The organism is Streptomyces sp. ALI-76-A (assembly GCF_030287445.1).
Taxonomy (GTDB): domain Bacteria; phylum Actinomycetota; class Actinomycetes; order Streptomycetales; family Streptomycetaceae; genus Streptomyces.
In genome coordinates, this window is sequence record NZ_JASVWB010000002.1 from 6,693,406 (window position 1) to 6,718,114 (window position 24,709).

Below are 24,709 nucleotides of genomic sequence, written 5' to 3' on the forward strand. Positions count from 1 at the left end.
GGGGCCCTTGCGACCGGTCGCGTCCACGCGGCGGGGAGCCGCACACCGCTACCGCCCCGCGCCTGGTCAGTCCGGCTGTTCCACTGCTTTCGCGGCCTTCCTGGCGGCCACCAGCACCGGGTCCCACACGGGGGAGAACGGGGGCGCGTAGCCCAGGTCCAGGGCTGTCATCTGCTCGACCGTCATCCCGGCCGTCAGGGCCACGGCGGCGACGTCGACACGCTTGGCCGCGCCCTCGCGGCCCACGATCTGCACGCCGAGCAGCCGCCCCGTGCGGCGCTCGGCGAGCATCTTCACCGTCATGGTGGAGGCGTTCGGGTAGTAGCCCGCGCGGCTGGTGGACTCGATGGTGACGGCTTCGAAGCGCAGGCCGACCCGGTGGGCGTCCTTCTCCCGCAGCCCCGTGCGGGCGATCTCCAGGTCGCACACCTTGCTGACGGCCGTGCCGACCACGCCAGGGAAGGTGGCGTAGCCGCCGCCGACGTTCGTGCCGATGATCTGGCCGTGCTTGTTGGCGTGCGTACCGAGGGCGATGTGCCGGTCCTGGCCGGAGACCAGGTCGAGGACCTCCACACAGTCACCGCCGGCCCAGATGTTCTCGTGCCCGCGCACCCGCATCGCCAGGTCCGTCGACAGGCCGCCGTGGGCGCCCAGGGGCAGCCCCGCCGCCGACGCGAGCGCGGTGTCCGGGCGTACACCGATGCCGAGCACCACCACGTCCGCCGGATACTCGGCGTCCTGGGTGACCACCGCCCGCACGCGGCCGTCGTCGCCGGTGAGCAGTTCGGTCACCTCGGCGTCGTTCACCATGGTGATGCCCAGGCCCTCCATGGCCTCGTGCACCAGCCGGCCCATGTCCGGGTCGAGCGTCGACATCGGTTCCCTGCCCCGGTTGACGACCGTCACCTCGTAGCCGCGTTTGATGAGCGCCTCGGCCATCTCGACACCGATGTAGCCCGCGCCGACCACCACCGCGCGGCGGCCCCGGGTGTCCGCCAGCGTGTCCAGGAGCGCCTGGCCGTCGTCGAGCGTCTGCACGCCGTGCACACCGGGCGCGTCGACGCCCGGCAGGTCCGGACGGACCGGGCGGGCACCGGTCGCGATCACCAGGTGGTCGTACGGCGTCCAGGACTCGGCGCCGGAATCGAGCGCACGCGCGCGTACCCGCGCCCCGGCCACGTCGATCTGCGTGACCTCGGTGCGCATCCGCAGGTCGATGCCGCGGGCCCGGTGCTCCTCGGGCGTACGGGCGATCAGCTCGTCCGGTCCGGAGACGTCACCGCCCACCCAGTACGGGATGCCGCAGGCCGAGTACGAGGCGAAGTGACTCCGCTCGAACGCCACGATCTCCAGCTCGTCGGGGCCCTTCAGCCGGCGCGCCTGCGACGCCGCGGACATTCCCGCGGCGTCGCCGCCGACCACGACCAGACGCTCCGCCCCACGCTTCCCACGGCTCATGCTCATGCGAACACGCTACGTGGGGGCCGCCTTTCGGTTCCGGGCGGGCAGCGTCCCGTCGAAGGGTGTTCAGCGCCCCGCCGGTGGGTTCAGCGCCCCGCCGATGGGCTCAGTTCTGCTCGCCGCCCTCGCGCGGGCGCGTGGCGTCGGGTGCCGGCCGGGCCGTCGGCAGCGGGCCCAGCGCCGTCGTCGCGGGCGCGGTGGCCGGCCGGCGCGGCAGCCGGGGCCGGACGATCCGCAGCCACACCAGGACGATCAGCGCGGCCACCGCGACGAACGGGAGCACCGCGCCGATCACCACGGCGAGCCAGCGCAGCATCGTCACGAACGCGTCCCAGCCGCCCGCGAGCGCGTCCACGAACCCGGGGTCCTCGTCCTCGGGCACCGCCTTCTTCACCGGCGTCTCGGACAGGGACAGGGTGATCGTGGCGAGGCTGGTGCGGTCCTTCAGGGACGCCTGCTGGGCCATCAGCGCCTCCAGGTCGGACTCCCGCCGGCTCAGCTCCCCCTCCAGCGTCACCACGTCGCTCAGCCTGGTCGCCTGGTCCATCAGCTCACGCACCCGCGCCACGCTGGCGCGCTGCGACCTGATCCGGCTGTCCACGTCGACGACCTGGTCGGTGACGTCCTGCGCCTTCGCCTTGCGTTCGAGGAGCTTGCCCGCGCCCTGGAGGTCGGCGAGCACGTCCGCGTACCGGTCGACGGGCACCCGCAGCACGACCCGGGTCCGCTCGTGGCCCTCGCCGTCCCGGTCGGTGGACTCGTCGCCGACGTAGCCGCCCGCGTTCTCGGTGGTCGTGCGGGCCTCGTCGAGAGCCTTCGGCACGTCCTTGACCTGCACGGTCAGTGAAGCGGTGCGGATGATGTGGCTGGTGTGGGCCTTGGGCGGCGCGGTCGCCCGTGCGCCGCCCGCCCCGCTGCCGCTGTCCGCGGCGCCCCCGGGGGCCGCTTCCGCGCCACCCCTGGCGGCTTTGTCGGACGTGGTGCCGGCATCGGTGTCGCTGCCGCCGAGGCCGCCGCTACAGCCCGTCAGTGCGACGGTCGCGGCCAGCAGAACCCCGGCCAGCGCCCGGCCGGGTCGTACGGAACGTCGTGTGCGCATGTGGGCCTACCCCCGAGGGTCGTGACGACTGACGCTCCTTCGACGCGGGACCGGGGCGGAACGTTGGGGCGTTCCGGTCCCGATGCGGTCACGGTCAGGACTCGTGCGGGACACCGGGGCCTCGGCGGGAGTGTCGGTGGGGTCTGAGAAAGTGGGGACATGAGCGCAACGGGTGCGGGTCGGGTCGTCGTCGTCGTCGGAGCCGGGATCGCGGGGCTGGCCGCCGCCCACCGGCTGCTGGAGCGCGGGGCGGACGTGACGGTGCTGGAGGCCTCCGACCGCGTCGGCGGCAAGCTGCTGCCCGGCGAGATCGCGGGCGCCCGCGTCGACCTCGGTGCCGAGTCGATGCTCGCCCGCCGCCCCGAGGCCGTCGCCCTCGCCCGCGAGGTGGGCCTGGGCGACCTGCTCCGGCCGCCCGCCACCGCGACCGCCTCGCTGTGGACCCGCGGCGCCCTGCGCCCCATGCCCAAGGGCCATGTGATGGGCGTCCCCGGCACCGCCGCCGCCCTGGCCGGCATCCTGTCCGAGGAGGGCCTCGCCCGCATCGGACGCGACGCCGGCCTGCCCCGCACGGAGGTCGGGGACGACGTGGCGGTCGGGGAGTACGTGGCGGCGCGCCTGGGCCGCGAGGTCGTCGACCGCCTCGTCGAACCCCTGCTGGGCGGGGTCTACGCGGGCGACGCGTACCGCATCTCGATGCGCTCGGCCGTCCCGCAGCTCTTCCGGGCCGCGCGGACCCACGACTCGCTGACCGAGGCCGTCCGCGAGATCCAGGCCAAGGCCGCGGCCGACCAGCGGACCGGCCCGGTGTTCATGGGCATCGAGGGTGGTGTCGGCACCCTTCCGCTCGCGGTCGCCGCGTCGGTGCGGGCCCGCGGGGGCGAGATCCTGACCGGCACACCGGTGACGGAACTGCGCCGCGAGCCGTCCGGCACCTGGCGGGTGGTCGCCGGTGACCGTGTCCGGTCCGCCGACGCGGTCGTCGTCGCCGTCCCCGCCCCGGCCGCCGCCGCCCTCCTGCGCACCGAGGCCCCCGGGGCCGCCGCCGAACTCGACGGCGTCGAGTACGCCTCCATGGCCCTGGTCACCCTCGCCTACCGCCGCACCGACGCCACGCTCCCCGAGGGCAGCGGGTTCCTCGTGCCGCCCGTGGACGGACGCACCATCAAGGCGTCCACCTTCGCCTCCCGCAAGTGGGGCTGGATCGCCGACGAGAACCCGGACCTGCTGGTCCTGCGCACCTCCGTCGGACGGCACGGCGAGACGGAGATCCTCCAGCGCGAGGACGCCGAACTCGTCGACGTCTCGCGCCACGACCTCCGGGAGGCCACCGGACTCGACGCCGTCCCGGTCGACACCCGCGTCACCCGCTGGACCGACGGCCTGCCCCAGTACCCCGTCGGCCACCACGCGCGCGTGGCCCGCGTCCGCGCACACGTCGGCGGACTTCCGGGGCTGGCGGTCTGCGGCGCGCAGTACGACGGCGTCGGCATCCCGGCGTGCGTCGCGAGCGCGTACGCGGCGGCGGACCAGATCGTCGGCGACCTGAGCGCGGTGCGGGAGCTCACCGCCAACCCGGTGCACAGCCTGCACGGCGGAGCGGGAGAATGAGGACCATGAGTGACGACGCCCCCACCACCGAGCCCGGCAGGATCCCGAACAAGGGCAAGCTGGCCAAGGACCTGAACGAGGTCATCCGCTACACCCTCTGGTCGGTCTTCAAGCTGAAGGACGTCCTGCCCGAGGACCGCGCCGGGTACGCCGACGAGGTCCAGGAGCTGTTCGACCAGCTCGCCGCCAAGGACGTGACGATCCGCGGCACCTACGACGTGTCCGGTCTGCGCGCCGACGCCGACCTCATGGTCTGGTGGCACGCGGAGACCAGCGACCAGCTCCAGGAGGCGTACAACCTCTTCCGCCGCACCAGGCTGGGCCGCGCGCTCACGCCGGTGTGGTCGAACATGGCGCTGCACCGTCCCGCCGAGTTCAACCGCTCGCACGTCCCGGCGTTCCTCGCCGACGAGACGCCCCGCGACTACATCAGCGTCTACCCGTTCGTGCGCTCCTACGACTGGTACCTGCTGCCCGACGAGGACCGCCGCCGCATGCTCGCCGACCACGGCAAGATGGCCCGCGGCTTCCCGGACGTGCGCGCCAACACCGTCGCCTCGTTCTCCCTCGGCGACTACGAGTGGATCCTCGCCTTCGAGGCCGACGAGCTGTACCGCATCGTCGACCTCATGCGCCACCTGCGTGCCTCGGAGGCGCGGATGCACGTGCGCGAGGAGGTGCCCTTCTACACCGGGCGCCGCAAGTCCGTGGCCGAGCTGGTCGCGGGCCTGGCCTGATCAGCGGGTGAGCGCGGCGGCCGGCCTCTTCGGGGCCCGGTCGCCGGGCCGCACCGGCTTCGGCTCGGGGTGCGGTGCGCGGTCCGCGCGCCGCACCGGGAGGTCGCCTCCAGCCGCTTCCACTCGGGGACCACGCCGATCAGCGGGAAGTACATGCCGGACGCGCCCGGCCCGCCCGGGTTGAACACCAGGGCGCCCTGCCGGGGCACCCGGCGCTCGCTGTCGTGCGGGTCCTTCCGGGTGGCCCGCACGCGGCTGACGGTCAGCTCGATCTGCCGGCCGTCGGGGCGGGCGTAGTCGAGCGGCACGGACACCGTGCCGCACCGTACGGTGCCCGGCAGTTCCTCCTCGGCCGGGCACGTGCCGAAGTCGATGCCCGTCGCCCGGGCGCGCGCGGCGGCCACCGCCGTGCCGCGCAGCTCGGCCGCGCCAGGGACCGCGGGCGCGCCGTCGGCGGGGGCGGCGGTGAGCGCGGTCAGGAGCAAGGACCCGGCGGCCGAGTAGAGGGCGGGGGCTCCCATCACGTATCCCTCCGGTGCACGGCAGCAACCCAAGGGATGTTTCGTTCGCCCGTCGGCGAAGACAAGCACCGCCTGCCCGGTGTCGGCCCCGATGCCCCCGTGCGCCCCCTTGGGCCCGCTAGGCCCGCCAGTACTGCGGCTCACTGTGGGCGAAGGCCGCGCGCAGGTCCGGTTCGCCGACCGCGCGGATGCCGTGGACGGCCACGGACGTGAGATCCGTACGGTCGTCCCCGCCGACCCGCCGGTTCAGCGCGCCGAGCAGCCGCTGACCGGCCGGGGAGGCCCAGCGGGAGTACGGGTGCACCTCGATCCGCGCGATGGCGAGACAACTGAGGATGAGCGCGAGGGGAAGCCCGAACCACAGGGCGACCAGCGTGCGCGGCATGTCCGACTGAGCGGGCGTCAGCAGCGCGGCCGCGCCCAGCGCGACGACGGCCACCGCGGCCAGCCGCACCTGGCGGACCCCGGCGGCGACCCCCGCGCGGGCGCCGTCGGGGACGGCGAGCCCCGCGCTGACCAGCCGGTCGGCGATGCCGTGCACGGCGTCCGCGGTGGCCGCGGCGGCCCGCACCGGGGCGATGGGCGACTGACCCTCGGGCCCGATGGCGCCTATCACCGACCGTTCCATGTCGTCCCGTCCGCGCGGGTCGACGACGGTCGCCCAGCCGGTGTGCGCGAGCAGCAGCCGCCGCTGGCGCGCCATGGAGACGAGGGTCAGGTCGGCGACCCGGCGGGGGCCGCCGGACAGGAAGGCGGCCTCGTACAGCGTCAGATCGTGTCTTCGGCCCGCGTCCGCGTCGACGGCCGCCGCGTGTACGGCGGCCAGGCACAGCCGCGTACACGCCGTGCCGGCGGCGGCCCAGGCCAGCAGCAGAAGAAGGACCCAGAACATATGCAATTTTCTATGCGACCGAGTACGTGCGACGCCATGCCTGCTTCACCATCGGGACGGAGTGTTGTCGGTATGTGACGTTCCGGTGGGCGGGGGCTGAGTTCAGGAGGTGCGGGGCGCCGTCCCGGGCGGGCCGGACGCCGCCTGGGGGCGGACGGCTCGGTCGTCACCGGGATCGCCGGACCCGGGTGGGCTCTCGGGCAGGGCAGGGCAGGGTGGGGCAGGGCGGGGGCGGTGAGTCAGTGAGCAGGGGAGCGCCGCCGGACGCCATGTCCCGGCCTGAGGCGGCGGGTCGCGGGCGGAGGATGTCAGTCCCGGCACAGTGGACGGCGGGACGGGGGCCGTGGTGGCTCTGGGACACGGCCGCCCGCAGCTCTCCGCCGCTGGGCGGGCCCGGCCCCGCAGGGGTACCCGCCGGGGCGGGCTCGACGCCACCGCAGCGCTCACCGCGGGCTCGCTCAACGCCGCAGCAGTACCCGGCGCGTGGCGCGCGCCAGCCGCACCGCCGGGCGCTGCGACCTCGGCGCCGGCCCCGACCGCTCCAGCCACCACTGCCGCAACTGCCGCCGCACGCCCGCGTCCTGCACCCGTCCGGTCAGCAGGACCTGTTCGGCGAAGTCGAGGGCGTCCCGGCGGTAGCCCCGCGTCATCGGGTGGCCTTGGGCGTAGGCGAGGAAGGCCGGGCGGTAGGCGGCGCCGAGGACGGACGGGAGTTCGGGGGCGACCTTGGCCACGACGTCCGCCCGCTTGGCGGCGAGCGCCCGGGCCTGCACGCCCAGCCGCACCCGGTCGAAGCCCTCGGGAACGGGTGTGCCGGCGACCAGCGCGGACAGCAGGGCCGTCTGCGCGAGGGCGAGACGCTGACGGGTGAGGCCGTCGTCCGGCACGACCGCGGCCGGAACCGCAGACTGAGCCGGAGCCGCAGCGTGAGCCGGAGCCGGAATCGCAGCGGGATCGGATACAGCGGCGTCCGTGTCGGCGTGGGATGCGGGGGCCGGCGTCCCCGAGGGCGCCGCGGTTCTCGCGCCGCCCTTCTCCAGCGCCTCCCGGATCGCCCCCAGCTCCCCTTCCAGCTCGGCCGGGGCGGGGAAGTTCTCGTCGCGTTCCAGCAGCACACCCGGCGGGGAGACCCGGGACGCGAGGTCGGTCAGGATGTCGAGGACCGGCCGGGGGACCGGGTGGGCGTGGCTGTCGTGCCAGACGCCGTCGCGTGCGAAGCCGCCCGCGACATGGACGTACGCGATGGCCTCCAGGGGCAGGTCGGCGAGCGCCTCGGCCGGGTCCTCGCCGCGGTTGACGTGGTTGGTGTGCAGGTTCGCCACGTCGATGAGCAGCCGTACGCCGGTGCGGTCGGCCAGTTCGTACAGGAACTGTCCCTCGGTCATCTCCTCGCCGGGCCAGGAGATCAGTGCGGCGATGTTCTCCACGGCCAGCGGCACCGGCAGCGCGTCCTGCGCGACGCGGACGTTCTCGCACAGCACGTCGAGGGCGTCGCGGGTGCGCGGCACGGGCAGCAGGTGGCCGGCCTCCAGGCGGGGGGACGCGGTCAGCGGGCCGCCGGCCCGGACGAACGCGATGTGCTCGGTGACCAGCGGTGAGCCCAGCGCCTCGGCCCGCTCGGCGAGGGCGGTCAGCCGGTCCCCGTCGGGGCGGTCCGCGCCGCCGAGGCCGAGGGAGACGCCGTGCGGGACCACCGTGACCCCGCGTTCGCGCAGGCGCAGCAGGGAGTCGGGGAGGTGCCCGGGGCACACGTTCTCGGCCACGACCTCGACCCAGTCGATGCCCGGCATGCGTTCCACGGCGTCCGCGATCTCCGGCCGCCACCCGATGCCTGTCCCCAGTCGCTCCATGGTCCCCTCCTCGGCTTCCTCCGGCTGTGCGGTGTCGCCTCCCCGGGCGTGACGCGTGACGGGGGTATGGCCCCGGCATCCGCGTCCGAACCCCGCCGCGGGAACGTTCAGAGCAACATTTGAGCTTCGGGTCCGTGTGCGCCCGCCGACAGCGGACCGTGGTCCGTCATCGGCGGTCGGTGATGTCGCTCGGGTCGGCGCCAGGAGATACGCGGACGAGGGCCGCGGCGTTCACAGCCCGTCGGGACGCGCGAAGCCGCCGAGGTCACGCGGCCGCGTGCGACGCCGTGCCGTCCGGCGCGGTGCGGGGGAACCTCGGCTCCAGGCAGTCGGCCCGGCCGCTCGCACGGCCGCATGGCTGCACGGCGGGCCACCCTCGCGCCGCGCCGGCCGCGGAGCCCCGGCGGTCGGCCGGACGACAGCGCCCCGCCGCGCGCGCGGGCGAAACCGAACACGCGGGCGCGGTGCCGGACGCCGGGCGCGGTGGCCCGTTCGCCCCGGCCGACGCGCCCGGCGCGGGCGGATCAGCGCAGCGCCGGATGGTCCGCGACCACCGTGCAGGACCCGGCGGCGATCTCGGTGAAGCCGGCGTCCCGCACCAACGGCAGTCCGCTCGTGGTCAGTTCGGCCCAGCGGCCGGGGCCGGCGGTGCGCACGGCGAGCGGGAGGCCCGCGTCGCGCCAGTCCCGCCGTTCCTCGTCCGACAGCTCCCACCAGGCGAGCTGGGCCGCGTGACCGGCCTGGGCCATCGCCTTGCCGGCCGACATGTCCAGGTCCGGGTTCAGCCAGAGCACGGGCGCCGAGGGGTCCGCGTCGACCGGCGGCTCGGGATCGTCGAGGTCGGTCCCGGACACCTGGAGCCGTGCCAGGTCCTTGGGCCAGCCGTCCAGCGGCACGGGCGGGAAGACGCGTACCTCCGCCGACTTCCCCGCCACCGTGATGCCGGGCAGCGCCTCGGCCCGCCGCCACTCGGCCCCGCGGGCCCGCCGCACCACCTTGCGGATCCGGGCGTCCTGCCAGTCCCGCACGGCCTCCGCCCACTCACCCTCGCCGGCCGACCGCTCGTCACCGAGCAGGACGAGCACGGCCCGGGCGGCGGTCTCCAGGGCGTCCGTACGGGCAGGGGGCGCGCCCTTCTCGATCCGGACGACCAGCGGCAGCACGAACTGCGGGGCGTGATCACGGGTGCTGGGTTCGGACCGGAAGGGGCTGTCGCCGGGGGAGGTGGGATCAGGGCTCACAACAGCCAACTCTACGGGGAGCGGCTCCGGGTCGAGGTCCGGCTCCTTCCCGCGGACACACCCGGACCGCACCCGCCCCGCGCCATGATGTCCGCATGCAGCCCCCTCTCCGCCTGGACGGCGTGGGCCGCCGGTACCACCCGCGCGGCCCCTGGATCCTGCGCGGTGTCGATCTCGTCCTCGCGCCGGGCACCCTCACCCGCGTGGAAGGCGGGAACGGCATCGGCAAGTCCACTCTCCTGCGCCTGATCGCCCGTCTGGAGGCCCCGACGGAGGGCAGGGTGAGCGGCCGCCCCCGCACCGCCTACGTCCCCGAACGCTTCCCGTCGGCCCTCCCCTTCACCCCCACCGGCTACCTCACCCACCTGGGGACCGTGCACGGACTGAGCCGCGCCGCCGCCGCACGCGCCGCGGGCGCCTGGCTCGACCGCCTGGGCGCCGCCGCCCACGCCCGTACCCCGATGGCGCGGCTGTCGAAGGGCGGCAGCCAGAAGGTCGCCGTCGCGCAGGCGCTGCTCGCCGAGCCCGAACTGCTCGTCCTCGACGAGGCCTGGACGGGCCTGGACGCCGCGGCACGGGCCGAACTGGAGCGGGCCGTCGCGGAACGCACCGCCGCCGGTGGGGCCGTGGTGTTCGTCGACCACGACCCGCGGCGCCTGGCGGGCGTGGCCGACGTGACGTACCGCGTGCACGCGGGGACCGTCGACCGCCGAACCGGGCCGCAGCCGTCGCCGTCCGGGCCGCAGGTGGTGATCGAGGCGCAGGGCCCGCCCGACGCAGCGCCGCCCCCCGTCCCCGGCACGTCCGCCGAGGAGACCGCCCCGGGCACGTACCGTCTCACCGTTCCCGCCGCCCGCTCGGACAGCGTGCTCCGCGCGCTGCTCACGGCCCGCCCGCCGTGGCACGTGGTGAGCGTGGCCGGGCCCGCCCAGGACCCCGACGCCGGAAGCCGCCGATGACCGCTCTCCTCCGCTACCAGGCCGCCCTTCTCGCCCGCTCGCAGCGCTGGCTGCCGCCGCTCGTCCTGTACGCCGCTGTCCTGGGCGTCGGCGTCCAGGGCGGCGGGCCGGTGCTGGACTCGCTCGGCTTCACGGCCGCCGCGCTGCTGCCCGTCGCCGCCTGGCTGGTGCGGATCTGCGTCACGGGCGAGCCGGCGGCGGCCGGCCGGTGCGTGGCCGCGGCGGCCGGGCCCGCGCGGGCGCATCTGGCCCGGCTGCTGGTCGCACTGGGGGCGTCGACGGCACTCGGCACCGTCGCGACCGTCCTGGTGACGTGGATCAGTGACCCGGCGAGCTCCGACCACCGGACCTACGTGCCCCCGCTCCCGGCGGGCGCGGCCGGACTGCTCGCCGCGCTGGCCTGCGCGCTGCTCGGCACCGCCGTCGGCGCGCTCACCACCTGGCCGTTGCTGCGCTCGACCGGGCGGGCGGTTCCCGCGCTGCTGCTTGCCGTCCTGATGGCGTTGGTGGTGTCCGGTTCGCCGGCGCGGGCGGCGGTGGGCGGGCTGGTCGCCGGGTCGCGGACCGAGACGGTGGAGGCGCCGCTGCTGCCGCTCGCCGGGGCTGTCCTGTGCGCGGCGGGCGCCGTGGCGGCGGCCTGCGCGCTCACCTCGCGCCGGTCACCCTGAGCACGCCGTCCGCTGCGCCTCCTGCCACTCGCAGACCGGGCACAGCGTGATGCCCTTGTAGGACTCCGGGTACTCCGTCGGCTTCCGGCACAGTACGCACTCCGCGTACGGCGGCCCGTCGGCCCTGGGCGGCCGGGTCGCGTCGATCAGGCAGTAGTCGTCCTCGCTCATGTCTCCAGCGTAGGACGGTCAGCGCCGATCGCCCGCGGCCCCGATCAGCTCGGACACCTTCACGAACCGGAAGCCCCGCCGGCGCAGCTCGGGGACGATCGTCCGTACCGCCCGCTCGGTCGTCGGGGCCGCGCTCGTCGTGCAGTGCATGACGACCACGGAACCCGGCCGCACCCCCTCCAGGACCTGCCGGGCGACCGCGTCCGCGTCCGTCGCGAACGCGTCCCCGCTCACCACGTCCCACTGCACGGCGGTGACACCGGCCGGGGTCAGCGCCCTCAGGGCCCGCCGGTCGTGGCAGCCGCCGGGGAAACGGAAGTACGGCATCGGATCCGGCACCCCGGCCTCGCGGAAGGCGGCGTACGCCCGCTCCACGTCCGCGCGCATCGCGTCCTCGGGGACGGTCGGCAGCCCGTAGCAGTCGTCGGTGAAGGCGTAGTGGCTGTAGGAGTGGTTGGCGACCTCGAAGAGCGGGTCCCGGCCGATGGAGCGGGCCTGCGCCGGGTACTGCTCGGCCCACCGGCCGGTAATGAACACCGTGGCCGGCACCTTCAGCGCCCGCAGGGCCGCGATCAGCCGCGGATTGTCGAACCGCTCGCCCGCCGCGGCGCGCCGGCCCTGGCCCGCGGTCATGTCGGCGTCGAAGGTGAGCGCCACCGTTCTGCCGTGGGTACGGGGACCGTTCTCGAAGACAGGGGTCAGGCCGGCGGGGCCGGGGGCGAGCGTGGGCGGCCGGGACGGCACGGCGGAGGGCGCGGACGGAGCCGGACGGGCGGGGCGCGGGGCCTGGTCGGTGCCGCACCCGGCGAGGGCGGCGAGGGTGGCGCTCAGGACGCAGGCGACGGTGACACGGCGTACGGGAGTGATCACCACACGAAGGTATGATGATCGGCTTTTCGGGGGGTGCCGACCCGTCGGCGAGGTCACCCGCTCGGCGCCGTGCCACAGCCGCGCTCAGGACGTCCCGGCGCTCGGCCCCCGCACCCGCGTCCCGCTCAGATGTCCCGCTGCTCCAGCGGCCGGACCGCCGGTCCCTGGACCACCTTGCCGTCCGTGTCGAAGCGGGAGCCGTGACAGGGGCACTCCCAGGCGCGTTCGGCGGCGTTGAAGGCGACCAGGCAGCCCATGTGGGTGCAGCGCGCGGAGACGGCGTGCGGCTGGCCGGCCTCGTCCCGGTACACCGCGAGGCGCTCGCCGCCGACGCGGACGACCGCGCCCTCACCGGGCGGCAGGGACTCGACCGGCGGGGCGGGGCGCAGCCGGTCGCCGACGAAGTGGCGGGCCACCTCGGCCTGGGTCTTCAGGAACGACGGGGCCTCGCGCACGGCCGAACGCAGCCGGCGCGGATCGTACAGCTCGCTCCACTCGCACGTCCCGCCGGTGATCTGGGCGGTGAGCAGCCGGCCCGCCATCATCCCGCCGCTCATGCCCCAGCCGCCGAAACCGGTCGCCACGTACGTGTGGTGGGCGCCCGGGTGGAACGGGCCGACGAGCGGCACGGTGTCGGTGGGGTCGTTGTCCTGGGTGGCCCAGGCGTGGGTGAGGGTGACGTCCGGGAAGTGCTCGGCGGCCCAGTCGGACAGGTGCTGGAAGCGGGCCCGGGTGTTGCCGGTGCCGGGCGTGAAGTGCTCCCCGGTGACGACCAGCAGCCGGTCCTCGCCGTGCGGCGCGGTACGCACCGAGCGGGTGCCCTCGTCCGGCGTGATGTACATGCCGTCGGGGTCCCGGCCGGCGGCGATCGTCCCGGCGACGACCAGCTCGCGGCGCGGGGAGAGGCGGGCGAACAGCAGGGCCCGGTCGAAGACCGGGTAGTGCGTGGCGACCACGACGTCCCGGGCGGTCACCGTCACGCCCGTGTCGGTGGTCAGCCGGCACGGCTCGCCCTCCTCCAGGCCGACGACCGTGGTGTGCTCGTACACCTGACCGCCCCGCGCCAGCAGGTCGTCGGCGAGCGCCAGCAGGTACTTGCGCGGATGGAACTGCGCCTGCCCGGTCACCTTCACCGCGCCCGCGACGGGGAACGGCAGCCCGGTCTCCGTGACGAACGACGCCGGCAGCCCCGCCTCGTGGGCGGCCCGCGCCTCGGCCCGCAGCTCCTCCACCCGGCCCGCGTCACGGACGTACGTGTACGCGCTCCGGCGTTCCCAGTCGCAGTCGACGCCCAGCTCGTCCGCGATCCACGCGGCGCGCTCGATCGCCTCGGACTGCGAGCGGGCGTACAGCCGCGCCCCCTCGGGACCGCGGGTGCGGCGCAGCTTGTCGTAGACCAGGGTGTGCAGCGCGGTCACCTTGGCGGTGGTGTGCCCGGTGACACCGGCCGCGACCCGGTCGGCCTCCAGCACCGCCACGCTCTTCCCGGCCCGCGTCAGCTCCCACGCGGTACTCAGCCCGGCCACTCCGGCGCCGATGACGGCCACGTCCACCGTGAGGTCGTCCGTCAGCGCGGGCCGGTCCGGGCCGGGCGCGGTCTGGAGCCAGTACGAGCCGCTGACGTGGGAATTCTGGGTCATGCGGGCCGGGTACCCCGTCGCGGCCGGTTCAGTGGGGCGGGTCCCCGAGCAGCCGTCGGCGGCACTCGTCAGCGGGGCCGGTCCGCGAGCAGCCGCCGGCGGCTCTCGGCCACGTCGAAGTCGGCCTTCGGGTAGCGCGGGTCCAGGTCCCCGAGGTGCTCCAGGAGCAGCCGGCTCACCGCCCAGTTCCGGTACCACTTGCGGTCGGCCGGGATCAGGTACCAGGGGGCCTCCGGCGTGGAGCAGCGCTCCAGGGCGATCTCGTACGCCTCCTGGTACGCGGGCCACAGCGCGCGGTCGTCGATGTCGGACGGGTCGAACTTCCAGTGCTTGTCCGGCCGGTCCAGGCGTCTGAGCAGACGGCGGCGCTGCTCGTCGTAGGACAGGTGCAGGAAGCACTTGATCACGGTGACGCCGCCGCCGGTCAGGGACTGCTCGAAGCGGTTGATCTGGTCGTAGCGGCGGTCGATCTCGGCGGGCGGGGCGAGTTCGCGGACGCGGGCGACCAGGACGTCCTCGTAGTGCGAGCGGTCGAAGACGCCCAGCTCGCCGGGGTGCGGCAGGGCCTTCTCGACGCGCCACAGGAAGGAGTGCCGGCGCTCCTCGGCGGTCGGCGCCCGGAACGCGCGGACGCGGCAGCCGGACGGGTTGAGATACCCGGCGACGTGCTTGACCGTGCCGCCCTTGCCGCTGGTGTCCATACCCTGGAGCACCAGCAGGACCCGGCGCCGGTCACCGGCCGTGCTCGCCGCCCACAGGCGCTCCTGGAGCCCGGTGAGGTGCGCGCCGATCGCGGCGGTGGCCGCCCGGCCCGCGGCCTTGTCCACGGGGCCGGCGGCCGCCGCGCGGGTGTCGTACCCGCTCAGGTCGACGGGCTCGCCGCCGGGCACGCGCAGCAGCCCGCGCAGGTCGGTCCCCGCACGAGTGCGGGTCTTCGAGCGCTTGTGGCCCACGGGGCACCCCTTCCGGTCACCTTCCCCGATCCTGCGACGCGGTGGCCGGGGCCGCGACACGGCAGCCCCGGCCGCCGCGTCGCCCCGAGCTCCGGTGCTGCTACCCGCGCCACGGTCCCGTCACCGCGAAGGTCGTCCCGGGCGTGTAGCAGTTGAGGTACATCGTCCGGCCGTCCGGGGAGAAGGTGACGCCCGCGAACTCGCCCCACTCCGGTTCCTGCGGGGTGCCGATGTCCTGCCGGTTGCGGGCCATCGGGTAGACCTCGCCGCGCCGGGTGACACCGTAGACGTGCTGGGCTCCGTTGCCGTCCTCGCAGACCATGAGGCCGCCGCTGGGGGCGAGACAGATGTTGTCCGGGGACTCGCCGGGGAGCTGGATGTCGGTGTCCGGGCCGAAGACGACCACCAGGGTCAGGCGGCGTGCCGACGGGTCGTAGCGCCAGATCTGGCCGTAGTGGTCGCCCGCCGAGCCCTCCGCGCTGCGGGCGAACGACGACACGAAGTAGACGCTCCCGCCGCCCCAGTAGCAGCCTTCCAGCTTCTGTGCGTGGGTGATGCCCTTCGGCCCGAAGTCCTGGAGCCGGATGGGGGTCTGGGCGGCGAGCGGGTCCGGTACGTCGACCCACTCGATCCGGTCGAAGCAGGCGCCGGTCTCCTGGATCGAGGAGAGGTCGGGCACGCCGGGCACGCGCATCGCCTGGAGCCGGCCGCCCGCGCGCAGCGAACCGGGGCCGCCCAGCGGCCTGTCGGGCAGGAAGCGGTAGAAGAGGCCGAACGGCCTGAGGAAGGCGTCCTCGGTCTCGTAGACGATGCCGCGCCGCGGGTCGACGGCGACCGCCTCGTGCTGGAAGCGGCCCATCGCGGTCAGCGGGACGGCGCCGGAGCGGCGCGGGTCGGCCGCGTCGACCTCGAAGACGAAGCCGTGGTCCTTGGTGTAGCCGTTGGTGCCGGCCTTGTCCTCGGTCTCCTCACAGGTCAGCCACGTGTTCCACGGCGTGGGCCCGCCCGCGCAGTTGACGGCCGTGCCGGCGATCGCGACCCGCTCCGACACCACGTCACCACGGGAGTCGAGGGTCAGGGCCGTACAACCGCCCTTGCCCGCCGGGTCGTAGGTGAGGCCCGCGACCGTCGGGACGGGGAGCGCGGCGGTGGCGCGGTTCTCGTGGTTGCGGACCAGGTGGACGCGGCCGTGTCTGCCCGCGAAGGCCGACATCCCGTCGTGGTTGGAGGGGACCGCCCCCTCGCCGGAGCGCAGCGGATCGCCCTCGCGGGAGAGGACCTTGTAGCGGAACCCCTTCGGCAGGTCGAGCAGGCCCCCGGGATCGGGGACCAGCGGGCCGTAACCGGTGTGCCCGAGGGGCTGTGCGGCGGCGGTGCCCGCGAAGAGGTCGGAGAGGCTTCCGGCGAAGGCGATCGAGACGCCCAGCGCGCCGGTGCGGGCGAGCACCTGACGGCGGGTGGAGGCGGTGTTCTCGGCGGACTCGGTGGTTTCGGACATGGGGCGACGACCTTCCTGCTGGCGGACAGGAACCTGTGACCGCCGTGTCTACCACCTGCCGGAGGATGCGGGAACCACGCGCGTAGAGCGCGTCACCGGTCGGCCGGCCGCTCCCGCGACCTGTCGGCCGGGTGCTCCAGCGCCCGCTCCGGGCGGTCCTGCGCCCGGTCCGGGCGGTCCTGCGCCCGGTCCGGGCGGTCCTGCGCCCGGTCCGGGCGGTCCTGCGCCCGGTCCAGGAAGCGCAGCAGCTCCACCGGGAAGGGCAGGACCAGCGTCGAGTTCTTCTCGGCGGCGACCGCCACGATGGTCTGCAACAGCCGCAGTTGGAGCGCGGAGGGCGTGTCCTGCATCTGCTGCGCGGCCTCGGCGAGCTTCTTCGACGCCTGGAGTTCGGCGTCCGCGTTGATGATCCGGGCGCGCCGCTCACGGTCCGCCTCGGCCTGCCGGGCCATCGAGCGCTTCATCGTGTCCGGCAGGGAGACGTCCTTGATCTCGACGCGGTCGATCTGCACGCCCCAGCCGACGGCCGGGCTGTCGATCATCAGCTCCAGGCCCTGGTTGAGCTTCTCGCGGTCGGACAGGAGGTCGTCCAGGTCACTCTTGCCGATGATCGAACGCAGCGAGGTCTGCGCCATCTGCGAGACGGCGAACCGGTAGTCCTCGACCTGGACGAGCGCGTTCGCCGCGTCGACCACCTTGAAGTACACGACCGCGTCCACCCGCACCGTCACGTTGTCGCGGGTGATGCCCTCCTGGGCCGGCACCGGCATCGTGACGATCTGCATGTTCACCTTGTGCAGCCGGTCCACGAACGGGACGATCAAGGTGAGACCCGGCGGCCGAACGTCTCCGGCGAGCCGCCCGAGCCGCAGGACCACCCCGCGCTCGTACTGCTTGACGACCCGCGCCGCCGAGGCGACGTAGACCAGCCCCGCGGTGCCGGCCGCCAGGCCCGCCGTCAACAGTTCCTGGAGCATCCCGGCCTCCTCGTCCAGAGGTCCGCTATGTCTGCTCCTGCAACGATATGCCCGGTGCCCGCTCCGGGGCCACGATCGGCCTCGGACCGGGCACCGGAGGGTTCACGACGCGGTGGTCATCCGCACCGGTTCCAGTGCGGTGACCCGCACGGGTTCGGTGCCGACCGCGCTGTGCCGCTCGGCCCAGCTCTCCAGTGCCGTACGGCAGGCGTGGTCCAGGTGGTGCAGCCCGGACAGGTCCAGCTCGACCGGGCGGTCCTGGGGCAGCGCCTCCAGACTGTCGAGTATCTTCGGCAGCCGCAGGAAGGTCGCGTTGCCCGACAGGTATGCCTGGACGGGGCCGGCGCCCTTGTCGATGACCTCCATCTTGAGGTGCGAGGCCTGCCAGGCGGTCTTGACCACGGACAGGGCCAGGCCGATCAGCACGCCCTCGAACATGTTCACCGCGACGATGGACACCGCCGTGATCACCAGGATCAGCGCCTCACCGCGGTGCTCTCGCCACAGCGAGACGATCTCGCGGAAGGGGATCAGCTTCCAGCCGGCGTGCACCAGGATGCCGGCCAGCGCGGGCAGCGGGATCAGCGCCAGCGTCGACGGCAGCAGCGCGGCGAACAGCAGCAGCCACACACCGTGCATCACCCGGGACGCCTTGGTCTTGGCGCCCGCCTGGACGTTGGCGGAGCTGCGCACGATGACCGCGGTCATCGGCAGTGCGCCGAGCGCCCCGCACACCGCGTTGCCCGCGCCCTGCGCCATCAGTTCCTTGTCGTACTCGGTACGCGGGCCGTCGTGCAGCCGGTCCACCGCGGCGGCGCTGAACAGGCTCTCGGCGGAGGCGATCAGGGTGAAGGCGATGATCGTGCCGAAGATGGCCGGGTTGGCCAGCTCGCCGAAGGCCTCGGTGCCCGGCGGCTGGATGGAGTCCAGCAGGCCGTTCACCTCGACGGTGGCGACCGGCAGGCCGAACGCCAGGGTGACCACCGTGGCCAGCACGACGGCGGCGAGCGCGCCCGGCACCGTCTGCGCCTTCTTCGGCAGCCGCTTCCACAGCAGAAGCACCGCGACGGTGCCGGCGCCCACGGCGAGCGAGGCGAGCGCCGCGGTGCTGCCGAGCGCGTCGGCGGCGGCCCCGGGAAGCCCGATGATCTTGTCGAGGCCGGAGGACGGAGCCTTGAGGCCGGCCGCCGCGTACAGCTGGCCCGCGATGATCACAAGGCCGATACCGGCCAGCATGCCCTCGACGACCGAGACGGATATGGCCCGGAACCAGCGCCCCAGCTTCAGGGCGCCCATGGCGAGCTGGAGCAGGCCGGCGGCCAGCACGATCACGCCGAGCGCGGGCAGTCCGAACTCGGTCACCGCCTCGTAGACGAGCACGGTCAAGCCGGCCGCCGGTCCGGAGACCTGGAGGCTGCTGCCCCGCATGAGGCCGGTGATGATGCCGCCGACGATGCCGGTGACCAGTCCGAGTTCTGCCGGGACACCGGAGGCCACGGCGACGCCCACGCACAGGGGCAGGGCGACGAGGAAGACGACAAGGGATGCGGCGAAGTCCTGCCGCAGGTGAGGGAACTTGGTCTGCTTCTCCATGACCGGCCTCACAGCGCGCGGAAGGTGTCGGAGGACCCGTCGTGGGTCAGGACCGATCCCGTGTGGACCTCGTAGTACCAAGCGTGCAAAGTGAGTTGGCTCTCCGTCAGCTTCTTGTCGATGAAGGGGTAGGAGCGCAGGCGCAGGACCTGGGCCAGGACGTGGTTCTGCACGCCCTCGGCCACGCACGGGTCCTCGACCGCGCCGGTGGGGCGCGGCGTCGCGTGCGTGAGCCAGTCGCGCACGGCCGGTACGGAGGTCAGGTCGTCGCCGCGGACCAGGGCGCCGACAGCGCCGCAGTGCGAGTGCCCGCAGACCACGATGTCGCGGACGCCCAGCACCTCCACGGCGTACTCGATGGTGGCCGCCTCGCTGGTGGGGTGCTCGGAGGCGTACGGGGGGACGATGTTGCCCGCGGTGCGCAGCTCGAAGAGCTCGCCGGGCCGGGCGCCCGTGATCAGAGCCGGGACGACCCGGGAATCGGAGCAGGTGATGAACAGGACCTGCGGCGACTGGCCTTCGGCCAGTTTGGCGAACTCCTCAGGGCGCTGTCCGAACATGCGGGCGTTGTCGATGAGGGGCTGCATCAGTGGTGACTCCTCCTGGCGCGCCATGGCGGCGCGTCGGACGTACATGACAGAAGTGGGGGGACTGCGCTGCTGTCAGCAGCGGAAGACCTGGAGTGCGGCCGGGGAATGGGCTGTGGGGGGTCTCGACAGCCGGGGCGTGCCGCCGGGCACGGGGTGGGGTGCGGCCGACGGATCCTGTGCCTGCGTGGGGCGTTCGGGCCCCGCGAGGGCGACTTCTACGGTGCGTTGCCGGTCGCGGGTGCGCAGGGGACCGGTCGGGTCTCCCGCAGGGGCGCAGTGGCGCTGCGTGGCGGTCTCGTCGCGCAACGCCTTGCCGGGAAGCTTGATCCCGGGCTGAGCTTTGGCCTCTGCTTGACGGGGGGTGTGCGCGGTTGCGAAGGCGGCGGTGGGTGCGAAGAACGGGAGGGCGAGGAGGGCGGCGGTGAGGATCGCGAGTGCGGCCCATGCGGTCGTACCTCGGAACATGCGCCCCCCTTCAGGTAATTCGCGTCTCCAGCCTGTCTCTAGTCCAGACCAACGGTTGGTCAACGACTGGTCAAGAAACACCTTAGCCCGGCAAAGTTGTTTGCAGGGTTAACTTAACGTTTCGAGCTGAAGAGAGGCTGAAGCGTGCGGGTGGGGTGGCGAGAACCCGCTCTTGATCTTGGAGATCCGGTCGGGTAGAGGAGATCCAAGGGCAGCCGAAAAGGGCGACCGGCCCAGGGTGAGTGGACAAGGGCGGCCGGGTGAAGTGCCGTCAGCTCGGCTCGACGAGTCCCTTGGCGTCCCGGGCCAGCGCGGTGAGGCGGGAGATCGCCCGGAAGTACTTCTTGCGGTAGCCGCCGTTCAGCATCTCGTCGCTGAACAGCCGGTCGAACGGCAGACCGGAGGCGAGCACCGGGACTTCACGGTCGTAGAGCCGGTCCGCGAGCACGACGAGCCGGAGGGCCGTCGACTGGTCGGGCACCGCCCGGACGTCGGTGAGGCAGACGGCCCGCAGGTCGTCGGTCAGGGCGCCGTAGCGGCTGGGGTGGACCCGCGCGAGGTGCTCCAGCAGCCCCGGGAAGGCGTCGAGGGAGGCGCCCGGGGTGGCGTGGGCGGCCCGGGTGACCTGCTCGTCGCTGTACGGGGGCGGAGCCTCGGGCAGCCCGCGGTGGCGGTAGTCCTCGCCGTCGATGCGCAGGGCGCGGAAGCGGGCGGACAGGCCCTGGATCTCGCGCAGGAAGTCGGCGGACGCGAAGCGGCCCTCGCCGAGCTTGCCCGGAAGGGTGTTGGAGGTGGCGGCGAGCGCGACGCCCGCGTCGACGAGCTTGCCGAGCAGGGTCGAGACGAGCACCGTGTCGCCGGGGTCGTCCAGCTCGAACTCGTCGATGCACAGCAGGCGGTGGCCGGAGAGGGTGCGCACGGTCTGCTGGAAGCCGAGGGCGCCGACGAGGTTGGTCAGTTCCACGAACGTGCCGAACGCCTTGAGCGCGGGCTCGGCCGGGGTGGCGTGCCACAGCGACGCCAGCAGGTGTGTCTTGCCGACGCCGTACCCGCCGTCGAGGTAGACGCCACGGGGTCCGGCCGGTGTCTTCGGCGCCTTCGCCCGGCCGAGGCCGAAGAAGCCGCGCCGGCCGGCGCCGGTGGCGTGCGCCCCGCCCAGTCCCGCCGCGAAGGTCTCCAGGACGCGGACCGCCTCGGTCTGGCTGGGCTGGTTCGGGTCCGGGAGATAGGTGTCGAACCGCACCGAGTCGAACCGCGGCGGCGGCACCATCTCGGCGACCAGCCGGTCCGCGGGGACACGCGGCTCGCGGGCGCACAGGGACAGCGGGGCGGCGTCGGCCGTGGGGCCGGATCCGGACGGGGCGGGGGTGGTGGACACGATCACCCATGCTAGGCCCTGTCCGAAGCGGGCAGGGCGGCGCCTCGGGCGCGGGCCCGCCGCTCAGAAGTGACGTTTCCCTCCCGCGTGGAACACTGCACGGCATGCGACGTCTGTTCCCTGTGACCGAAGAGACAGCGGCCCGGACCCGGGAGGATGCCGAGTGGTCCCTCGCGGAGCTGGCCGAGGCCTACGCCTATCCCGCGCTCGGGCCGGCGGCCGGGCCGGGCGGGCCCGGGGTCTGGCTGCGGGCCAACATGGTCTCCACGCTCGACGGGGCCGGCCAGCACGACGGCCGCTCGCACCCCATCTCCGGCGCGGCCGACATGCGGATCTTCGGCACCCTGCGGGCCCTGGCGGACGTCGTGGTCGTCGGCGCGGAGACGGTACGCCAGGAGGGGTACCGTCCGGCCCGCGCGCGGGCGGAGTTCGCGGCGGCGCGGCAAGCCGCGGGGCAGGGGCCCGCACCCGCGATCGCGGTGGTCAGCGCCGGCCTGGACCTGGACTTCTCGCTGCCGCTGTACGCCTCGCCGCTGGTCCCCACCCTGATCCTCACGGGCGCCGCGGCTCCCCCGGACCGGATCGCCGCGGCCCAGCAGGCGGGCGTCCGGGTGGTGACCGCCGGGGACGGCGTCGGCGTGGAGCCCGCCCGTGCGGTCCGCGCCCTCGCGGAGCTGGGACACACCCGGCTGCTCACCGAGGGCGGCCCGCGTCTGCTCGGCCAGCTGGTGGCCGCCGGGGTGCTGGACGAGCTGTGCCTGACCGTGGCCCCGATGCTCACCGCGGGGGACGCGCAGCGCATCGCCGGCGGGCCACCGGTCGCGGTGCCGCAGCGGTTCGTCCTGGCGTCCCTGCTGGAGGAGGAGGGTTTCCTGTTCGGCCGGTACCGCCGGTCCTGAGCCGGGCCCGGTCGTACCGCTCACCCGGAACAGGTCCGGAAAAGGGGGGATTGTCACCATCGTCCCGACATCGTCGGAATATGTCGTTCCGTACATCGTCCGGCCGGGCACACTGAGTCCGGCAGTACCCGTGTGATCTCGGGGCAGGATGGTTTCGGCAGGGGCCGGGCACCCGGCTCACGGAGGAGAGAAGACCCGCCGGTCTTCGAAGGAGAAGGGGCGCCTGGTGTTCACAAGCGTTTTGATGATCGAGAAAGCCCTGACGTCCGCCGACGTGGAGTTCGTCACCACCTTGCACGGGGACGAGCCGGTCGCCTTCTACGTGCTGCTGCAACCGCGCGGCGACCAGGCCGACCGGCTGCTGCGCGCCATCGACGACGTGGCGCTCGGCGAACTCGACGAAGCCGCCCGGGAGGGGGAGACCCCCGAGGGCCAGGAGGCGCGAGGCCCGGCCGAGCAGGCCCTGGACGTGTCCCTGAGAGCTCTGCGCGCGGCCGGCAGCGAGGCCGCGGGCAAGCTGATCGAGGACCATCCGCTGGACGTGCTGAAGGCGCTGGTCGACGAGACCGGCGCCGACGAGGTGATCGTGCTGACGGACCCCCACTACGTGGAGGAGTTCTTCCACCGGGACTGGGCGTCCCGGGCGCGGCACAAGGTCGGGGTGCCGGTGCTGAAGCTGTTCTCGCACAGCAAGGCGTAGCGGCGGGGCCGTCCGCGGCGCCCCTCACCGGGGCCGGCCGCCGCACGCAATAGGCTGGGGGCGCGTCCGTTCCCGGGCGCGCTCACCGTCGTACCACTTGGGGAGAAACGCGCATGGCACCCGGCCTTCCTACCGCCATGGACCGACCGCACTTCATCGGCATCGGCGGCGCCGGGATGTCGGGGATCGCGAAGATCCTCGCCCAGCGCGGGGCGAAGGTGGCGGGCAGTGACGCCAAGGAGTCCGCGACCGCCGAGGCGCTGCGCGCGCTGGGCGCGACCGTGCACATCGGGCACGCGGCGGAGCACCTGGCGGACGACGCCACCTGTGTCGTCGTCTCGTCGGCGATCCGGGCCGACAACCCGGAGCTGGCGCGGGCGGCCGAGCTGGGCATTCCGGTGGTCCACCGTTCGGACGCGCTCGCCCGCCTGATGGACGGTCTGCGCCCGATCGCGGTCGCCGGCACCCACGGCAAGACCACGACCACGTCGATGCTGGCCGTGTCGCTGAGCGAGCTGGGTCTGAAGCCGTCGTACGCGATCGGCGGCGACCTGGACGCGCCCGGCTCCAACGCCCTGCACGGTGACGGCGAGATCTTCGTCGCCGAGGCGGACGAGTCGGACCGCAGCTTCCACACGTACGCCCCCGAGGTCGCGATCGTCCTCAACGTCGAACTGGACCACCACGCCAACTACGCCTCCATGGATGATATCTACGAGTCCTTCGAGACGTTCGCGGGCAAGATCGTGCCCGGCGGCACGCTGGTGATCACGGCGGACCACGAGGGCGCGCGGGAGCTGACGCGGCGGCTGGCCGGATCGGTGCGGACGGTGACGTACGGGGAGTCCGAGGACGCCGACGTGCGGATCCTGTCGGTGCGGGCGCAGGGCCTGAAGAGCGAGGTCACGGCCGTCCTGGACGGCGAGGAGCTCACCTTCGGGGTCTCCGTGCCCGGCCGGCACTACGCGCACAACGCGGTGGCCGCCCTGGTGGCGGGCGTGGCGCTGGGCCTTCCGCCCGGGGCGCTGGCCCGGGCCCTGGGCGCGTACACCGGGGTGAAGCGGCGCCTCCAGCTGACCGGTGAGGCGGCGGGCGTGCAGGTCGTGGACTCCTACGCCCACCACCCGACCGAGATGACGGCCGACCTGGAGGCGATGCGCGCGGCGGTCGGTGACGCCCGGATCCTGGTCGTCTACCAGCCGCACCTGTTCTCCCGCACCCAGGAGCTGGGCAGGGAGATGGGCGAGGCCCTCGCCCTGGCGGACTCCTCGCTGGTCCTCGACATCTACCCGGCCCGCGAGGACCCGGTCCCCGGCGTCACCAGCGCCCTGGTCGTCGAGGCGGCCCGGGCCGCGGGCGCGGACGTGACGGCGGTCGCCGACCAGGGCGAGGTGCCGGAGCGCGTCGCGGGAATGGCGAAGCCCGGTGATCTCGTTCTCACCATGGGCGCGGGTGACGTGACGGACCTCGGCCCGCGGATCCTGGACCGTCTCGCACAGAAGTAGAGGGGTTGGCGAACATGTCGTACGACGTCGAGAAGCCGGACGAGCAGTGGCGCGCGGAGCTGACCCCGGCCGAGTACGCCGTCCTGCGCCAGGCGGGGACGGAGCCCGCCTTCACCGGTGAGTACACGGACACCAAGACCGAGGGTGTCTACTCCTGCCGTGCCTGCGGCGCCGAACTGTTCACCTCCACCACGAAGTTCGAGTCCCACTGCGGCTGGCCGTCCTTCTACGACCCGAAGGACACCGACGCGGTGGAGCTGATCGCCGACCGGTCCCACGGGATGGTGCGGACCGAGGTGCGGTGTGCGCGGTGCGGATCGCACCTCGGGCACGTGTTCGAGGGTGAGGGCTATCCGACCCCCACGGACCAGCGGTACTGCATCAACTCGGTCTCGCTGCGGCTCACCCCCCAGGCGGACTGAGCCACAGGG

Annotated in this window: 23 protein-coding genes and 1 pseudogene; 8 read left to right on the forward strand and 16 right to left on the reverse strand. The window is 73.9% G+C overall.

The window, feature by feature from the left end:
* Nucleotides 1–66: 66 nt before the first annotated feature.
* Nucleotides 67–1,464, reverse strand: a complete 1,398-nt coding sequence (locus tag QQS16_RS30790) for an FAD-dependent oxidoreductase (RefSeq protein ID WP_286065313.1) — start codon at nucleotides 1,462–1,464, stop codon at nucleotides 67–69.
* Between the two features lie 103 nt (nucleotides 1,465–1,567).
* Nucleotides 1,568–2,560 (reverse strand): DUF4349 domain-containing protein, encoded by a 993-nt coding sequence (locus tag QQS16_RS30795; RefSeq protein ID WP_286065314.1) that lies wholly within the window; start codon nucleotides 2,558–2,560, stop codon nucleotides 1,568–1,570.
* Nucleotides 2,561–2,719: 159 nt separating this feature from the next.
* Between QQS16_RS30795 and hemG the strand changes: the two genes are divergently transcribed.
* Both hemG and hemQ read left to right on the forward strand, forming a co-directional pair.
* A complete protein-coding gene (gene hemG / locus QQS16_RS30800; protein ID WP_286065315.1) occupies nucleotides 2,720–4,171 on the forward strand; it encodes a protoporphyrinogen oxidase in 1,452 nt (483 codons plus the stop codon).
* A gap of 5 nt (nucleotides 4,172–4,176) precedes the next feature.
* The gene (hemQ, locus tag QQS16_RS30805) at nucleotides 4,177–4,908 is read left to right on the forward strand and encodes a hydrogen peroxide-dependent heme synthase (protein ID WP_286065316.1); all 732 of its coding nucleotides are present in this window, start codon (nucleotides 4,177–4,179) and stop codon (nucleotides 4,906–4,908) included.
* Between the two features lie 104 nt (nucleotides 4,909–5,012).
* On the opposite strand, the pseudogene QQS16_RS30810 reads toward hemQ, so the two are convergent.
* The 4 genes and pseudogenes from QQS16_RS30810 to QQS16_RS30825 form a co-directional block, all read right to left on the reverse strand.
* Nucleotides 5,013–5,429 (reverse strand): annotated as a pseudogene (locus tag QQS16_RS30810) (alpha/beta hydrolase); the annotation flags it as partial.
* A 118-nt stretch (nucleotides 5,430–5,547) separates the two neighbouring features.
* Nucleotides 5,548–6,321 carry a TIGR04222 domain-containing membrane protein gene (locus QQS16_RS30815; protein WP_286065317.1) on the reverse strand — a complete coding sequence of 258 codons (774 nt, stop codon included), beginning with the start codon at nucleotides 6,319–6,321 and terminating at the stop codon, nucleotides 5,548–5,550.
* 458 nt (nucleotides 6,322–6,779) lie between these two features.
* Nucleotides 6,780–8,171: an MbnB/TglH/ChrH family RiPP precursor modification enzyme gene (locus QQS16_RS30820; RefSeq protein WP_286065318.1), complete on the reverse strand. Its 1,392-nt coding sequence runs from the start codon at nucleotides 8,169–8,171 to the stop codon at nucleotides 6,780–6,782.
* A gap of 524 nt (nucleotides 8,172–8,695) precedes the next feature.
* Complete coding sequence (locus QQS16_RS30825; protein ID WP_286065319.1) at nucleotides 8,696–9,412, reverse strand: aminoacyl-tRNA hydrolase; 717 nt, start codon at nucleotides 9,410–9,412, stop codon at nucleotides 8,696–8,698.
* Nucleotides 9,413–9,507: 95 nt separating this feature from the next.
* On the opposite strand from QQS16_RS30825, the gene QQS16_RS30830 reads away from it, so the two are divergent.
* Both QQS16_RS30830 and QQS16_RS30835 read left to right on the forward strand, forming a co-directional pair.
* Nucleotides 9,508–10,371, forward strand: coding sequence for an ABC transporter ATP-binding protein (locus tag QQS16_RS30830; RefSeq protein WP_286065320.1), 864 nt, complete (start codon nucleotides 9,508–9,510; stop codon nucleotides 10,369–10,371).
* Nucleotides 10,368–11,039, forward strand: coding sequence for an ABC transporter (locus QQS16_RS30835; RefSeq protein ID WP_286065322.1), 672 nt, complete (start codon nucleotides 10,368–10,370; stop codon nucleotides 11,037–11,039). Before QQS16_RS30830 ends, QQS16_RS30835 begins: the two co-directional genes overlap by 4 nt.
* On the opposite strand, the gene QQS16_RS30840 is transcribed toward QQS16_RS30835, so the two are convergent.
* From QQS16_RS30840 to zapE, 10 genes are all read right to left on the reverse strand, one after another.
* Complete coding sequence (locus QQS16_RS30840; RefSeq protein ID WP_286065323.1) at nucleotides 11,031–11,210, reverse strand: hypothetical protein; 180 nt, start codon at nucleotides 11,208–11,210, stop codon at nucleotides 11,031–11,033. The two genes, QQS16_RS30835 and QQS16_RS30840, sit on opposite strands and share 9 nt — an antisense overlap.
* Before the next feature lie 18 nt (nucleotides 11,211–11,228).
* Entirely contained in the window at nucleotides 11,229–12,080 is an 852-nt protein-coding gene (locus tag QQS16_RS30845; protein ID WP_286065324.1) for a polysaccharide deacetylase family protein, read from the reverse strand.
* 125 nt (nucleotides 12,081–12,205) lie between these two features.
* Nucleotides 12,206–13,720 carry an FAD-dependent oxidoreductase gene (locus tag QQS16_RS30850; RefSeq protein WP_286065325.1) on the reverse strand — a complete coding sequence of 505 codons (1,515 nt, stop codon included), beginning with the start codon at nucleotides 13,718–13,720 and terminating at the stop codon, nucleotides 12,206–12,208.
* 68 nt (nucleotides 13,721–13,788) lie between these two features.
* The gene (locus QQS16_RS30855; protein ID WP_286065326.1) at nucleotides 13,789–14,673 is read right to left on the reverse strand and encodes a PPK2 family polyphosphate kinase; all 885 of its coding nucleotides are present in this window, start codon (nucleotides 14,671–14,673) and stop codon (nucleotides 13,789–13,791) included.
* Nucleotides 14,674–14,773: 100 nt separating this feature from the next.
* A complete protein-coding gene (locus QQS16_RS30860; RefSeq protein ID WP_286065327.1) occupies nucleotides 14,774–16,171 on the reverse strand; it encodes a PhoX family protein in 1,398 nt (465 codons plus the stop codon).
* Between the two features lie 92 nt (nucleotides 16,172–16,263).
* Nucleotides 16,264–17,148 (reverse strand): slipin family protein, encoded by an 885-nt coding sequence (locus QQS16_RS30865; RefSeq protein ID WP_286065328.1) that lies wholly within the window; start codon nucleotides 17,146–17,148, stop codon nucleotides 16,264–16,266.
* 102 nt (nucleotides 17,149–17,250) lie between these two features.
* Nucleotides 17,251–18,741 (reverse strand): SulP family inorganic anion transporter, encoded by a 1,491-nt coding sequence (locus QQS16_RS30870; RefSeq protein ID WP_286065329.1) that lies wholly within the window; start codon nucleotides 18,739–18,741, stop codon nucleotides 17,251–17,253.
* A gap of 8 nt (nucleotides 18,742–18,749) precedes the next feature.
* Nucleotides 18,750–19,328 (reverse strand): carbonic anhydrase, encoded by a 579-nt coding sequence (locus tag QQS16_RS30875; RefSeq protein ID WP_286066511.1) that lies wholly within the window; start codon nucleotides 19,326–19,328, stop codon nucleotides 18,750–18,752.
* A 75-nt stretch (nucleotides 19,329–19,403) separates the two neighbouring features.
* A complete protein-coding gene (locus QQS16_RS30880; RefSeq protein ID WP_286065330.1) occupies nucleotides 19,404–19,796 on the reverse strand; it encodes a hypothetical protein in 393 nt (130 codons plus the stop codon).
* A gap of 271 nt (nucleotides 19,797–20,067) precedes the next feature.
* Nucleotides 20,068–21,174, reverse strand: a complete 1,107-nt coding sequence (zapE, locus tag QQS16_RS30885; protein ID WP_286065331.1) for a cell division protein ZapE — start codon at nucleotides 21,172–21,174, stop codon at nucleotides 20,068–20,070.
* A gap of 104 nt (nucleotides 21,175–21,278) precedes the next feature.
* Between zapE and QQS16_RS30890 the strand changes: the two genes are divergently transcribed.
* The 4 genes from QQS16_RS30890 (at nucleotide 21,279) to msrB (ending at nucleotide 24,700) form a co-directional block, all read left to right on the forward strand.
* Entirely contained in the window at nucleotides 21,279–22,073 is a 795-nt protein-coding gene (locus QQS16_RS30890; RefSeq protein WP_286065333.1) for a pyrimidine reductase family protein, read from the forward strand.
* A 244-nt stretch (nucleotides 22,074–22,317) separates the two neighbouring features.
* On the forward strand, nucleotides 22,318–22,773 hold the full coding sequence (locus QQS16_RS30895) for an indole-3-glycerol phosphate synthase (RefSeq protein WP_286065334.1): 456 nt from the start codon (nucleotides 22,318–22,320) through the stop codon (nucleotides 22,771–22,773).
* A 113-nt stretch (nucleotides 22,774–22,886) separates the two neighbouring features.
* Entirely contained in the window at nucleotides 22,887–24,278 is a 1,392-nt protein-coding gene (gene murC / locus QQS16_RS30900) for a UDP-N-acetylmuramate--L-alanine ligase (protein ID WP_286065335.1), read from the forward strand.
* Nucleotides 24,279–24,292: 14 nt separating this feature from the next.
* Nucleotides 24,293–24,700, forward strand: coding sequence for a peptide-methionine (R)-S-oxide reductase MsrB (gene msrB / locus QQS16_RS30905; protein WP_286065336.1), 408 nt, complete (start codon nucleotides 24,293–24,295; stop codon nucleotides 24,698–24,700).
* Nucleotides 24,701–24,709 lie beyond the last annotated feature (9 nt).